Genomic DNA, 14,598 nt, shown 5'->3' with positions numbered 1-14,598 from the left:
ACACATAAAGGGAAATAGTATGAATAAACCAATAGCATTTAAATGAAAACATTATTAATCAAAAATTTATGCTCATTTTGATACATAAGATTTTGAGATTTGATAGGGATGATGCAACGTTGTAATTGCTTAGTTTGTAACTATTAAAATTAGTAAAGATAATAGGGAAATATAGATTATTTTTTGTTTGTACAATGATTATAAACTAGGTTTATCAGTATGATTTAGAATTAAATAGTTTATATAAAAGTAAGAAGATAATAGATTTATTTATAGCGTGCCGTTGATTAAGAAAGAAATACAATTGATTTTTATTTAGGTGAAACAAGAAAGCATAAGGCCGCAGAGCGTTTTTTTAAGAAAGCTTTGCGGCCCTTTTTATAGTTTAAACCTTTGTATTATTACTCTATACAAGTATGCGGTTGATCTTAGGGTATTTCAGAACGAATCCATCATTGTAATAGGGAATTGTTTATTGTTTCTAGTTGGAAAATTTATATTGGGAGTCTTAAAGATATAGTAAATATAAAGGAGATGGGTTAAATAATGAAATACACACTTAAAGATCTTATAAATATAAACGAGTTTAAGAATATAACAGAGCAATTTTATAATTTAACTAAAGTTCCATTCTGTCTCCTTGATAATAATCAAAATGTTATATTTTCCAAAGGCGCCCCTTTTTTTCATAATCCAAAAATCCAATCGTCCCAAGAAATGCATATTCCGATCATTATTGAGCAGGAGCATATAGCAACCTTTGTTATAGGCTCAAGTATTAATAAAGGAGTTATTGCGGATTCTCATATAAAACATTTTAAATGCATTGCAAATCTAATTGAAGAGATGGCAACACAACAATTACACCTTAAAAAAATTCATGAAAAAGATTCCCAAATAAATATGATAACAAATCATGAAGAAAATTGTTTAGATAGTATATTACAAAATATGCCGATTATGATTAATGCAATTGATGAAAAAGGAAATATTATTATGTGGAATCGGGAATGTGAATTAGTAACTGGATATAATGCAGATGAAATAATTAACAATCCAAAAGCGATGCAATTGCTACATCCTTATAGACCTAATCGTAACGATTTTAGAGATTGGGAGATGGATATCACATGTAAAAACGGTGAGATAAAAACTATTATGTGGTCCAATATTTTACATAGTATCCCAACTTTAGGATGGAATGTAGGAGCAATTGGAATTGATATAACTAAGCGTAAGAGGATGGAAGAGAAACTTAAACAAACCTCGAATGAACTAGAATTAATTTTTAAAGCAATTCCTGATTTGTATTTTTTGTCAGAACTTGATGGGACCATTAAGGATTGTAAAGTTAATTCTGTATCCAAATTTTATGTTCCAATTGAAGAATTTATAGGGAAGAAATTCCAAGAGATATTACCAGTTCCTATCATAAAGCAATTTGAGAAGGCTATTAATCAAATAAAAACTTCGTCCGCTCCAGTATTAATAGATTATTCTCTACAACTAGATGATGAAATTTATTATTTTGAAGCAAGACTTTTACCGCTTTTTGAGGATAAAATTATGATTATTGTACGTGATATTACAGAGCGTAAAATAACGACGGAGTTATTAAAGAAATCAGATACCCTTAATGCAGTAGGGCAATTGGCAGCTGGGATTGCTCATAAAGTTCGTAACCCATTAACAGTAATTAAAGGGTTCATGCAATTATTGCAACAGGAAGTGGGGGAGGATAAAGAATATTTAAGCCTAATACTTTCTGAAATTAGTAGTATTGAAACAGTTCTTCAAGAATTTTTATCTATTGCAAAACCGAATGCGGCAGTATTTGAGCCTAAAAACCTTTGTACTATATTAGATAATGTAGTCGATTTAATAAGTACACAAGCAATAATGAAGAATATTCGTATTACATTAAATGTGGATGCTGAAAACTTATTAGTTGAGTGTAGCGAAATTCAATTAAAACAAGTTTTCTATAGTATTTTACAAAATTCTATTGAGGCTATACAAAATGGTCAAGAAATCATTATAAGCGTGAAAAAACATAAGAGTACCGAGGTTAAGATTAGTATTTTAGATAAAGGAATAGGTATTCCTTCAGAAAGAATTAAAAGACTAGGTGAACCTTTTTATAGTACAAAAGAAAAAGGGACGGGTGTTGGGCTTATGATGAGTTATCGAATCATTGAAAGTCATGGTGGAAAAATAAGTATAAAAAGTCAAGTTGGGAAAGGAACTACTGTTACTCTATTTTTCCCAATTTATAACGGTGACTCAGTTGGTGATGCTAGTACAAATAACATGTAATCATAACTAGCAAATAAATCTCTGAAAATGAAAAATCAAACTATTATCTTGTAGAAACATAGGGAGTCTGAAGTGATTTGATCAGGCAAAGAAAAATGGATTTAATAGGGATAATTTAACTTGAATTTGAAGTACAACTCCTAATTTTATTAGACGTTACATTTTATGCATGAAGTAAAAGGATTCTTTCAAAATTTACTTAATAAGTTAGATTGATAATTCATGATGTAATAAAAGATAAAAAAGTTAATTTAGGGAAAAGAAGGTCGCTCTAAATACCATTTAGGTTAAGTTGCATGTATGTTTTAAAAGTGAAAAGTTTCTTTTTCTCGGCTATAGAAAAAGAAACTTTTTTACTTGAGTGATAATTTTTTATGATAGTTGTGAAAGGGTTTTGTTATATTTTCGAAAGAAAAATGCAATGTATATAAAATAAGATGAATTTACGCATATTGATTTTATATCATTCGCCATGGATGAAGGAGCAGAGGAGATTTAATGTATGAAAACAAAAATTGCAATTATAGAAGATGAAGATAATATACGAGAGATATGTAAACGGTACCTAGAAAGAGAAGGGTATGAAGTATGCACTGCTGTGAACGGAACAGAAGGATGGAATATATTTCAACAATTTCAACCTGATCTAATTATTTTAGATTTGATGATGCCAGAAAAAGATGGATGGGAACTATGTGAGGAAATTCGCCAACATTCCAATGTACCTATTATTATGTTAACTGCGAGAGGAGAAGAAAGAGAACGGATTTTAGGATTAACAATGGGAGCGGATGATTATGTAACAAAACCCTTTTCACCTCGTGAATTAGTATTAAGGGTACAAATTATATTAAGAAGAGGAAGTCAAGTAACAATTCAAGGAATAGAGCCTACATCAGGAATGATAGAGTTTCCAGATTTGAAAATTGATCCAACGAAAAGAAGTGTATTTGTTTGTCAATATGAAATAGAGTTAACGGTGAAAGAGTTTGAGGTGCTTTATCTCATGGCAAAACATCCTAAACAGGTGTTTTCAAGGTCTCAACTTCTTGAACAAATTTGGGGATTTGAGTATGAAGGTTGCACAAATGCAGTAACTGTATTAATGAGTCGTTTACGTGAGAAATTGGAGAAGCCTACAATAAAGAACCGTTGGGTTCATACGGTTTGGGGCATCGGTTATTGTTTTGAACCAGATGGAGGAAACGATAAATGAAGTTACGAAATCAACTTTTATTGATGAATCTATTAAGCACGGGTATCATGGTAATTTCTATATGGTACAGTGAAAGGCAAATGTTACTTAGACCAGAACAGACACGTTTATTAATAGTAATAGTAATTGTAGCGATGATTATTTCTACAATTATTTACTGGTTAATGACACGTCCTATTATGAGATCTATTCAAAATTTAATTGCCTTAACCAAACAATTTAGTGATAGACAATTTGGAACGATGTACATAATAGGGAAAGAACCGGAAGAGTTTAAAGAATTAGCAGAAGCTTTTCAAGAAATGGCCAAAAAATTGGACGAAAGCTTTGCTAAGTTAGAAAAAGGAGAAAAAGCGCGTACAGAGCTGATTGCGAATATTTCCCATGACTTACGAACTCCCATGGCTAGCGTACAGTTGATGATAGAAGCGTTACAAGATGGATTAATTGAAGATCCTAATATGAAACAACAATATTTAAAGACAATTCTAAATGACATACAACGATTAAGTGGATTAATTAATGATTTATTTGACCTTTCTAAGTTAGAACTTGGACAAGAAGTTTTTTATCCAAGTTTAATACATGTAGATAGCATTTTATTAAAAGTAATAGATTCACATGATATCTTATTACAAGATAAAGAGATTGATTTGCAATTGCACGTTTCTGAGACATTACCACGAATTTGGATTATGCCATGTAAAATAGCGCGAGTTATCAATAATTTGTTGCATAACGCGATTCGGCATTCTCCTACATGTGGAACAATCGAATTAATTGTAGAGGGAAATAAACAGAAGCAACAAGTTCAATTCATTTTGTGTGATGAAGGGGAAGGGATTTCTCGAGATGATCAATTGCGTATATTTGACCGTTTCTTTAGAACGGATCCATCAAGAAGTTCACAATCTGGAGGTTCTGGACTTGGTTTAGCCATTGCAAAATCGCTAGTTGAACTGCATAAAGGACAAATTGGTGTTCGGGACCGCCAAGACGGAAAACAGGGATGTGAATTTTGGTTTACACTTCCCGTTACATCAGAAAAGAAATGAGGCGGTTGAAAGACTTTTGTAACATTTATGAAAGGAAATTGAAAGATATATAGAATAAGATTACTGTATCGAAGGTGATTATATTTTAATCTGAAGTGAAAAGTATAAGTATAATTTCATCTTTTGCAATTTTGTAGATATGATGAAAGGGAGGGAGAAATAAAATGGATCAAATGAAAAAAAGTAACTCCCGCAGCTTTAGCATTTTTTAGTGCAATCACTTCTGTTGAAAAAGAAAACCCGTCATTAAATATTAAAAATGCATAGGAGCCAGAAGAAAAATTTAATTTCAACAGATGTAATTAAAACAGATGATTAAATACTAGTTCGTTCAGATGTACTAGAAAAATAAAGAGGCATGGAAAAAGGAACCTTATTTTAAAACTGCCTTTATAGAATAAAAAATGGAATCACATACATAAAAAATATATTGAACAGAGGTAACTATACGATGATTTTAAAATTATTATTTATACTTTTTGGCGTAGTCTTAGTAATATGGGGTATATATAGAATGAAAACGGATGAAGCATTTATAGGGAAAACACAAACAAGAAAAAATATTTTTAATTTCTTTATTTTAGGAGAAACAGCGGGGCTGGGACAATTCTTAAGCGGAATTGCATGTGTAATTATAGGGATTTTATCTTTTATAATTAAATAGTTTATCAATAAAAGGAACACAACTTTAAAAAAGTTGTGTTCCTTTTATTTTTGTCACCTATCAGATTTACAATTTGTTAAATAGCAAAGTAAAACTGCCTTTTTGTATGGTTAGGAAATAATTTATAAAATTTGTTTCTGCAATTTTCTCACCTTTCTATATGTTAAGAAATTCTGCAACGGGACCCTTTATATCAATAAAGTAAAAAAAGATTTGTGAAAGACTTTTGTAACATTTGCGAAAGGGAAATGAAAGACTTGTGAGATATTATGAAATCAATCTTACTAGTAGATGTTCAAACACGTATAGGAAATATGGAGGAAAACTAAGATGAAAAAATTAAAGCCAATACTTGGTGCAGTAAGTAGTTTAACTATGGCATTGACGATAACATCCCCTGCTTTAGCTGAAACAAAGCCTGAACAAGGCGGAAAAGTGGAAACCTTTAAAGAAGATACTAATCTAAAGGAAGGACAGAATATTATCTTTGGTGATTCTGGAAAAAAAGGAATCATGATTATGGAAGAGCCTCAGAAAAATAATGATTGGGACGAGGATGGTATTCCTAATGATGTGGAAGAAAAAGGATTTAAAATTGTATTTAATGAAAAGACAGGGAAAAATGAAGCCCAGTTATATGACTTAGTGCAAGACTTTGGGAAAAAGAGATTTATAACAAATCCTAAGAGTGCCAACTCAGATGGAGACCCTTTTACAGATAGCTATGAAGTGGAGCATTATGATAGTGATTCTGATACAGATTTTAACCCCATGATCGCGAATGTGCCAAATCTACAAATTGCTGTAAAACGTATCGATATTACTCCGGTTGCTAGTATTACAGATTCAAATGGTGAATCACGTACTAAGAGCTGGGAAAAAAGTCTATCTGTACAACATTCTTTTAATGTTGGTTTAGCGGTTGAAGGCGGCGCCGAGGGATCGGCAGTGGGTCCTGTACCTTCAGGAAAAGGATCGTTAAATGTAGGATATGGTTACTCTAATACAAAAACGGAAACAGAAAGCATCTCTAATAGCTTTGATTGGTCAACAGCAACAACTGTTGATTTAGCTAAAGCAGCAAATGTGCGCTTCCATTTAGAATATAAAAACACGGGTACAGCATCTGCTGGGGATGTTTCACCTCACTTTAACATTCGATTAGGTAATAAAATTATTAATACTGTTAAGGCGACACAAGATCGTTATAAAGCCAACTTGTTAACTACAGCAAAAGGCGGAAACAATAAAACTGAAATTCTGATGGATAGTGTAGAAGGTCAAGCGGATGTGAAAATTTCTCTAACATTAGATGAATTAAAAGCGGTAGAACAAGGGGCACCTCTTTCTATTGAGGTCTTGCCTACCAGTACAATGAATGTATATACAATGAAAGATGGAAAGTTTGAAAATTTAGGTGATTGGTCGCATTTTGCATCAAATGTAAATGCTTCTACTACATTAGTAGAAACAAATTTGGGTTCTATACCAAAATTTAGAGTGTATACACCAAGAACGGACAAAACAAAACCTGCTAGCGTTGATTATAATCTTTCACTGGACGAATTTTTTGAAAATAGCGGGATAGGCAAGGGGGCTTGGGTAGCGAAGCATATTGTAAATGGTCAGCCAAAAGAAAATCTAGTTCGTTATGGTCCAAATCGTTCTCTTTTAGAACGAGGTGTGAATCTTGGTTTCTTTGATCACCGCGCACTACAACCAACTCTATCATATAGCAGTTATGATTATAGCAAGAAAAAGATTTATGCTTCGGTTATACCAGGTATATTTAATTTAAATAAAGAAATCTTTGTTACGGTTCGTAATAAAAAAGGTGAGAGCCAAAAGGTAACATTAGTTCGAAATCAGAATTCAAATGTATATGAATCTAAAGAAAATGAACCTGTAGACATAGCAGTTAACCGTGCATCTCTTGGAGAATCTCACGCTAGGTTTGAATTAATTGATGTAAAAGACAATAAAACTGAAGTTTCCACGCCTCTTGTTTCAAATAAAAGCTATCTAGACGCTATCGATAAAATAGTAGTAGATAATTCCGGAGAAGCTATAGTAGAAGGAAAACAGTATTATTTGAAGTCAGCTACTAACTTCGCTAACGGTGTAAACGAATCTTGGAGCGCCGGTACTTTAAGCCAATCAATTAATGGGAGATATGTACACTTTTCACTTAAGGGGAATAATTGGGATGGATTGAGACTCGGTCCTATCCAACAAGCAATACATGGACCAGACGTTCAAGCAACACCAGTAATACTTGAAAGAAAAGGTAAATCTAGACCGGAAGAACCATTCAAAAAAGATGAAGAAGTGTTTATGAAGTTTACGAATAGTAGTCATAGTAATTATAAGTATTTAAACATTGGAAATGGTTATGACTATAGTTGGTTAGATACTGAACACAATAAATCTACTATTAAATTAGACAAGCTTACTAATCAGAAGAACTTCTATATAAAATCTGATTCTAATTATATAACATCAAGAGAAAATCAGTGGACTAGTTCTGTTGCAGATAATGGTATTGCACCGCTTGTAGGTGCTGGTGAGCGTGTTTTAAGATCTGAACATACAACTTCACCGGGTAATTATCACCAATGGGAATTAGAAAGTGTTAAGTAAAGAATGATGCGGTATATGTTCCCTGTTTATATGGGTGGGGATATATAAGGTTATAAAGATATCAAATCTTTCTGTTGGAGATGCTAATCTTCTCGTTTCGGGTGATTTGAATTTATTTGCCTGATGGATATGTAGCGAAACCTAGTATGGTAATACTTAAAATAATATAAGTAGTAATATAATTTAAGATGAATGCATAAAAAAAGACACTCTCGAGAGTGTCTTTTTTTTGCAGCTGAATCCGCTGCAACTAGCTCCAACTATGATTAATAAGATAAAGAGCACAACTAGTAAGGCGAATCCGCCACCAAAACCACAGCCTCCACCGCAACTACCACCATATCCCATAATACTTCCTCCTTTACGTAAGAGGGGAAAACATTGTGTCACTCTTTTGTTTTAACGGGTTTACGTTACTTTATGCTTTTTAATGATGAATGAGCAGGTCCTTTGAGAAATAATTAAAGAAAAACAATGTGCAGGAATAAAGTTAGCGAGCGAAAAGGAGTTTACAGAGGAGAGACAGTTAAGGTTTTGTTGAATAAAAATGCGTTGTAATAGTTTATTTATTATTTAATAGATAATTTTGGAAAAAAATATTTATTTTTCAATAATATTGAATATATGTTTTTGGTTACTAGTATAGTAATGAATTGCATGCGATTTGTATATAACAATCTTCCATAAAAAGTAATTGTATTTTTCAGATAAATGAATTATTATAAAATAAGCAATTTTAAGTTTTATATAAAGTAGGAAGATGAGAGGTTTTGGAAATTTCATAAGAGGCAAAATAAGATTTTAGGATAGCTTTAAAGTTAGTCTAAAATGACGTTTGTTTCATCATTTTCAAGCCGAAGAGGAATTAGGGTACACCATCTTACTTTAAATGCGGCTATGAATCATCTAAGAGGGGGAAATGAAGTGGCAAACAAAGAATTGAAAAGGGGCTTAGAAGCACGTCATATTCAAATGATCGCTTTAGGCGGAACGATTGGTGTTGGTTTGTTTATGGGGTCAGCCAGCACGATTAAATGGACAGGTCCGTCAGTAATGCTTGCCTATGCGATTGCAGGTATTTTTATCTTCTTCATTATGCGTGCCATGGGAGAAATGTTGTATATGGAGCCAAGTACAGGTTCATTTGCGACATTTGGCCACAAGTATATTCATCCGCTAGCTGGTTATATGACAGCGTGGAGTAACTGGTTCCAGTGGGTTATCGTTGGGATGTCAGAGATTATCGCAGTTGGAGCGTATATGAAATATTGGTTCCCGGATTTACCAGCTTGGATACCAGGTGTTATCGCGATGGTTATTCTTGGTGCGGCTAACTTAATTTCAGTTAAATCATTTGGTGAATTTGAATTTTGGTTTGCGATGATTAAAATCGTTACGATTTTATTAATGATTATTGCCGGATTCGGTCTCATTTTCTTCGGAATTGGGAACGGGGGAGAAGCAATTGGCATATCTAATCTATGGAAAAATGGTGGTTTCTTCACAGGTGGTTTTTCCGGATTCTTCTTTGCCTTATCACTTGTAGTTGGAGCATATCAAGGTGTGGAATTAATCGGGATTACTGCTGGTGAAGCGAAAGATCCGAAGAAGACACTTACTAGAGCAATTCAAAGTACAATTTGGCGTATTCTAATTTTCTATATTGGTGCTATTTTCGTTATTGTAACTGTTTATCCTTGGGATCAATTAAGTTCAATTGGTAGTCCGTTCGTAGCAACTTTTGCGAAAGTTGGTATTACGGCAGCTGCGGGACTTATTAACTTCGTTGTTATTACAGCCGCATTGTCTGGTTGTAACAGTGGTATTTATAGTGCTGGACGTATGCTTTATACACTAGGTGTAAATGGACAAGCACCGAAATACTTTACGAAGATCTCTAATAACGGTGTACCTTTATTCGGTACAGTTGGTGTAATTATCGGTCTAGCGTTTGGTGTTGTTTTAAGTTATATTGCACCAAAAAACTTATTCGTATATGTATATAGTGCGAGTGTACTTCCTGGTATGGTACCATGGTTTGTCATTTTAATTAGTCAAATTCGTTTTAGAAAAGAAAAGGGAGCAGAGATGAAAGATCATCCGTTCAAAATGCCATTTGCTCCTGTTACAAACTATTTAACGATAGCCTTTTTAATTATGGTATTAATCGGAATGTGGTTTAACGATGATACACGTATTTCACTAATTGTAGGTATTGTTTTCTTAGCTATCGTAACAATTAGTTTCTATGCTTTCGGAATAGGGAAGCGAGCTCCGTTAGACGTTCAAAATGATCAAGAGATTTCAAGTAAATAAAGGTAATAAAAAAGTCCGATTTCTTATTTAGAAATCGGACTTTTTGTTATTAAAATTTCTCTAATACAATCTTCCCAATTGTACGTCCACTCTCAAGCAATGCATGTGCCTTTTTAAGATTTTCTGCATTAATTGGTGTTAACGTATCATTTAAAGTAGTTTGAAGAATACCTTCATCTAATAGCTCGCTTACTTTATTTAATAGTTCGTGCTGAGTACTCATATCACCAGTTTCATACATCGCTTTTGTAAACATAAACTCCCAAACGAATGTGGCACTTTTATTTTTTAAAATCCCCATCTCAAGAGGGTGCTCATTTTCTACGATAGAGCAAATTTTACCTTGTGGTTTAATGATGTCACCCATCGCGTGCCAATGCTGATCAGTATTGTTTAAGCAGAAGATATAATCTACATCTTTTAGCCCAAATTCTAATAGTTGATCTTTTAAAGGTTGGTGATGATTAACTATATAATCGGCACCGAATTTTTCAACCCATTGTATGGTTTCGTTGCGGGATGCAGTTGCGATTACGTTTAGTCCAGCCCATTTAGCTAACTGAATAGCAATCGAGCCAACACCACCAGCTCCGCCGATAATTAAAATGTTTTTAAATGAATTTTCATCTTTCTTATTATAATCAATCCCTAACCGTTCAAACAAACCTTCCCATGCGGTAATGGCTGTTAAAGGAAGTGCTGCAGATTCAGCATCACTTAACGTTTTTGGTTTTTTACCAACAATTCTTTCATCAACTAAATGGTATTCACTGTATGTACCTTGTCTCGTAATGCTTCCAGCGTAAAATACTTCATCGCCTTCTCTAAATAATGTACAACCTTTGCCAGTTTGTACGACAATACCACTAGCATCCCAGCCAAGTATTTTTGCTATATCTTCTTTTTTATCTTTCGGAGATCGAACTTTTGTATCAACTGGATTAACGGAAATAGCGTTAATTTTAACAAGTATATCTCTTCCTGTGGCAACAGGTCTTTCAACTTCAATATCAATTAAACTGTTTTCTTCTTCAATAGGTAAGTATTCATGTAAACCAATTGCTTTCATTTTTATTCCCTCCATTAAAGTAAGAGTTTTTCTCTTTTATTATAGTAGGTAAAGTGTCATTATGTAAAAAAGTTGAGTCCTTTCCATTTTGTTAAAGGCCTGTTTCAGCCTCATTTAGAACTTTGTAACTGGAGAGGAGCCATCGTTTTGATTTTATAAGGCGTTGGATGCAAGGTATACTTATTTTTCCAGTGTACCTTGCAATGAATAATACCAAGTGTTATATTATACTTGTAGTTACTTATTATAAAACAGTACTAAACAATAAACAGTAGTAAATGCTAATTAGAATAGGGTGAATGAATATTGAATGTACAATTTAAAAAAGGAGTTTTAGAACTTTGTGTTCTTGTCTTACTTGATAAGAAAGACCGTTATGGGTATGAATTAGTTCGAAGTATTTCCAATCAAATTGAAATATCAGAAGGGTCTGTTTATCCTCTACTTCGTAGATTAACTAAAGAAGAATATTTTACAACGTATTTACAGGAGTCTTCAGAAGGGCCTTCAAGGAAGTATTATAAACTGACGGATAAAGGTAGAACGTATTTGTATCAACTTTTGGAGGAATGGAATGAGTTTTCGCAAGGTGTCAATCAATTAATAAAAGAAGGTGTACGTAATGACGAAAAATAAATTTTTACAACAATTAAATGCATCTCTAAAAAAATTATCTGAAAAAGAGCGTGCAGATATTTTAAAAGATTATGAAGAACATTTTACTTTCGGATTAGAGGAAGGGAAAAGTGAAGAAGAAATTGTAGCTTCATTAGGTTCTCCAGCTCAAATCGCCAAAGAGTTATTAGCAGATTATCATATTGAGAAAGTAACAGCAAGTGCAACAACAGGAAATGTTTTTCGGGCAATTTGGGCAGTAATTGGATTAGGTTTTTTCAATTTGTTAATCGTGCTTGGACCTGCAATTACATTAGCGGCATTGATTTTTTCAGGATGGGTTCTAGGAATCTCATTTTTAGGTTCACCATTACTTGTTCTAGTTGACACTATTATACATCCAAATACATTCTTGCTATTTAATCTTTTCGTTTCTTTAGCACTTTGTGGACTTGGATATTTCATTGTAATTGCTATGTTATTTTTAACGAAGCTAGCAAAGAATGGATTTGTTCGTTATTTAAAGTTCAATATAGCACTAGTAAAAGGTGGTTTTAAGCATGATAAATAAAAAGAAACTTTCAATCATTGCAGGTATTATTTTCATTATTGGGATTGTGGGAAGTCTATTCACTTATCGTTCAATTGCCACAGTACCAATTTCAGAAGAAAAGGTCATTAACAATAATAATGTGTCAAGCGTCATTATCGATACGAATAACGTGCGTGTTAACATCAATCCTACAACAGAAAGTAACATGAAAGTAACATTAGATGGGGAAGTTAATCCTAACATAGAAAGAACATTAGCTACGGATGAAAAAGATTCAACGCTTCTCATTTCTTACAAAGAAAAACAACAGAGTTGGTTCAACTTCAACATTTCTGAAGTATTGGTCCCATTAACATTAAATGTCTATCTGCCTGAAAAACAATATGATTCATTAAAAATTTCCAATAACAATGGTTACGTTTCTGCAAAACAACAAAATACAACGCATTTTGATATCAATACAAGCAATGGGCGTGTTGAATTAAGAGAGATCAATTCGCAAAAAATTAATGCGGAAACAAATAATGGAAGTATGGACTTTAAAGATATAACGGCGCAAAATATTCATGTGAAATCGAATAATGGACGAATAATGCTAGATCATGTTGAAGGTGAACTAGAAGGGCAATCTAAAAACGGAAGTCTTTCTCTTAAAACAAATGAACTTGATCGAAATCTCAATTTTACGACTCACAATGGCAAGATTAATATTGAAACTGAAAAAGAACCAACTAATGTTCAATTTAATGTCTCTGTCGACAATGGAAAAGCGAATATCTTGAATAAATATAATGGAAATGCAGTTATTGGGAAGGGAGAAAATCAAATTAAATTAAACACACATAACGGAAGTATTTCAGTGAAAAAGCATGGAAACTAAAGTAGCATATTAATCTTGGGAATTTTCGCTCATCACATATAAAGAGCATGCAAATCAATAATAAATAAGCAAAATAGCCGACTCCTTTTTTAAAACATGTAGGTAGTCGGTTATTTTATGTCCAAAGTTCGTTTTAACGTCTTGGTTTCGACGACTTGATCAATTATATAAAAATATCAAATATATTCTGTTTTCAGAGAACGGAAGTGTTATTATAAGAAAAAGTGATACTTTTATCTTATATAGTTAAAGGAAGATTGGATTTCTGCATAGGCTTTCCAGTATCACTGGATTTGGAATGAAAAGTTGTGAACAATTGAAAAGATAATAGTTGAAATAATGAAAGGTGAGAAGGAGTTTATTTCTCATAAGCGAAATATAGTATTGTTTTATCCTAAATTATTTGTAAAGGTGGATACATAATGACAGTAAAGAAGCTTTATTTCGTCCCAGCAGGTCGTTGTATGTTGGATCATTCGTCTGTTAACAGTACATTAACACCAGGAAAATTATTAGACTTACCGGTTTGGTGTTATCTTTTGGAGACTGAAGAAGGACCTATTTTAGTAGATACAGGTATGCCAGAAAGTGCGATTAATAATGAAGGCCTTTTTAACGGTACATTTGTTGAAGGACAGATTTTACCGAAAATGACGGAAGAAGATAGAATCGTGAATATTTTAAAACGCGTTGGTTATGAGCCGGAAGACCTTCTGTATATTATTAGTTCTCACTTACATTTTGATCATGCAGGAGGAAATGGTGCTTTTACAAATACACCGATTATTGTGCAGCGTGCTGAATACGAGGCGGCACAACATAGTGAAGAATATATGAAAGAATGTATATTGCCGAATTTGAAATACAAGATCATTGAAGGGGATTATGAAGTCGTACCAGGAGTTCAATTATTGTATACACCAGGACATACTCCGGGGCATCAGTCACTATTCATTGAGACAGAGAACTCTGGCCCAGTGTTATTAACGATAGATGCATCGTATAGGAAAGAAAATTTTGAAGATGAAGTGCCGTTCGCTGGATTTGATTCGGAATTAGCTTTATCTTCAATTAAACGTTTAAAAGAAGTTGTTAGGAAAGAGAACCCAATTGTTTTCTTTGGACATGATATAGAGCAGGAAAAGAGTTGTAAAGTGTTCCCTGAATATATATAAATAGAAAAAGTCATGGGCCTAGTGAAGTGCACCCCAATTGTTAGACACGGTCTAACAATTGGAGGTGCATTTTTTATGGCTAAATTTTCTTCAAAAGAA

General features: G+C 33.1%; 11 protein-coding genes and 2 pseudogenes. 11 read left to right on the top strand and 2 right to left on the bottom strand.

The window, feature by feature from the left end; all coding sequences use genetic code 11:
* Positions 1–291: 291 nt before the first annotated feature.
* From SB773_RS19745 to SB773_RS19720, 6 genes and pseudogenes are all read left to right on the top strand, one after another.
* Positions 292–378, top strand: a pseudogene (locus tag SB773_RS19745) (IS6 family transposase); the annotation flags it as partial.
* A 168-nt stretch (positions 379–546) separates the two neighbouring features.
* Positions 547–2,316, top strand: a complete 1,770-nt coding sequence (locus tag SB773_RS19740; RefSeq protein WP_410591595.1) for an ATP-binding protein — start codon at positions 547–549, stop codon at positions 2,314–2,316.
* 502 nt (positions 2,317–2,818) lie between these two features.
* Entirely contained in the window at positions 2,819–3,532 is a 714-nt protein-coding gene (locus tag SB773_RS19735; protein ID WP_410591590.1) for a response regulator transcription factor, read from the top strand.
* Positions 3,529–4,587, top strand: coding sequence for a sensor histidine kinase (locus SB773_RS19730; RefSeq protein WP_410591588.1), 1,059 nt, complete (start codon positions 3,529–3,531; stop codon positions 4,585–4,587). Before SB773_RS19735 ends, SB773_RS19730 begins: the two co-directional genes overlap by 4 nt.
* A 451-nt stretch (positions 4,588–5,038) precedes the next feature.
* A complete protein-coding gene (locus SB773_RS19725) occupies positions 5,039–5,251 on the top strand; it encodes a hypothetical protein (protein WP_131245375.1) in 213 nt (70 codons plus the stop codon).
* Positions 5,252–5,581: 330 nt separating this feature from the next.
* Positions 5,582–7,891, top strand: coding sequence for a binary toxin-like calcium binding domain-containing protein (locus SB773_RS19720; protein ID WP_131245376.1), 2,310 nt, complete (start codon positions 5,582–5,584; stop codon positions 7,889–7,891).
* Between the two features lie 249 nt (positions 7,892–8,140).
* On the opposite strand, the pseudogene SB773_RS19715 reads toward SB773_RS19720, so the two are convergent.
* Positions 8,141–8,239 (bottom strand): annotated as a pseudogene (locus SB773_RS19715) (YjcZ family sporulation protein); the annotation flags it as partial.
* A 576-nt stretch (positions 8,240–8,815) separates the two neighbouring features.
* Between SB773_RS19715 and SB773_RS19710 the strand changes: the two are divergent.
* Positions 8,816–10,207: an amino acid permease gene (locus SB773_RS19710; protein WP_410591585.1), complete on the top strand. Its 1,392-nt coding sequence runs from the start codon at positions 8,816–8,818 to the stop codon at positions 10,205–10,207.
* Positions 10,208–10,256: 49 nt separating this feature from the next.
* On the opposite strand, the gene SB773_RS19705 is transcribed toward SB773_RS19710, so the two are convergent.
* On the bottom strand, positions 10,257–11,276 hold the full coding sequence (locus SB773_RS19705) for a zinc-binding alcohol dehydrogenase family protein (protein WP_410591583.1): 1,020 nt from the start codon (positions 11,274–11,276) through the stop codon (positions 10,257–10,259).
* 306 nt (positions 11,277–11,582) lie between these two features.
* On the opposite strand from SB773_RS19705, the gene SB773_RS19700 reads away from it, so the two are divergent.
* The 4 genes from SB773_RS19700 (at position 11,583) to aiiA (ending at position 14,499) form a co-directional block, all read left to right on the top strand.
* On the top strand, positions 11,583–11,912 hold the full coding sequence (locus SB773_RS19700; protein ID WP_131245379.1) for a PadR family transcriptional regulator: 330 nt from the start codon (positions 11,583–11,585) through the stop codon (positions 11,910–11,912).
* Positions 11,899–12,462: an HAAS signaling domain-containing protein gene (locus SB773_RS19695; RefSeq protein WP_131245380.1), complete on the top strand. Its 564-nt coding sequence runs from the start codon at positions 11,899–11,901 to the stop codon at positions 12,460–12,462. Before SB773_RS19700 ends, SB773_RS19695 begins: the two co-directional genes overlap by 14 nt.
* Entirely contained in the window at positions 12,452–13,324 is an 873-nt protein-coding gene (locus SB773_RS19690) for a DUF4097 family beta strand repeat-containing protein (protein WP_215576505.1), read from the top strand. Before SB773_RS19695 ends, SB773_RS19690 begins: the two co-directional genes overlap by 11 nt.
* 422 nt (positions 13,325–13,746) lie before the next feature.
* Entirely contained in the window at positions 13,747–14,499 is a 753-nt protein-coding gene (aiiA, locus tag SB773_RS19685; RefSeq protein WP_131245382.1) for a quorum-quenching N-acyl homoserine lactonase AiiA, read from the top strand.
* The last annotated feature ends 99 nt before the right edge of the window (positions 14,500–14,598 follow it).

This window comes from Bacillus sp. SIMBA_074 (assembly GCF_046534555.1).
Classification (GTDB): domain Bacteria; phylum Bacillota; class Bacilli; order Bacillales; family Bacillaceae_G; genus Bacillus_A; species Bacillus_A mycoides.
This window is presented reverse-complemented; position numbering and strand designations above follow the sequence as displayed.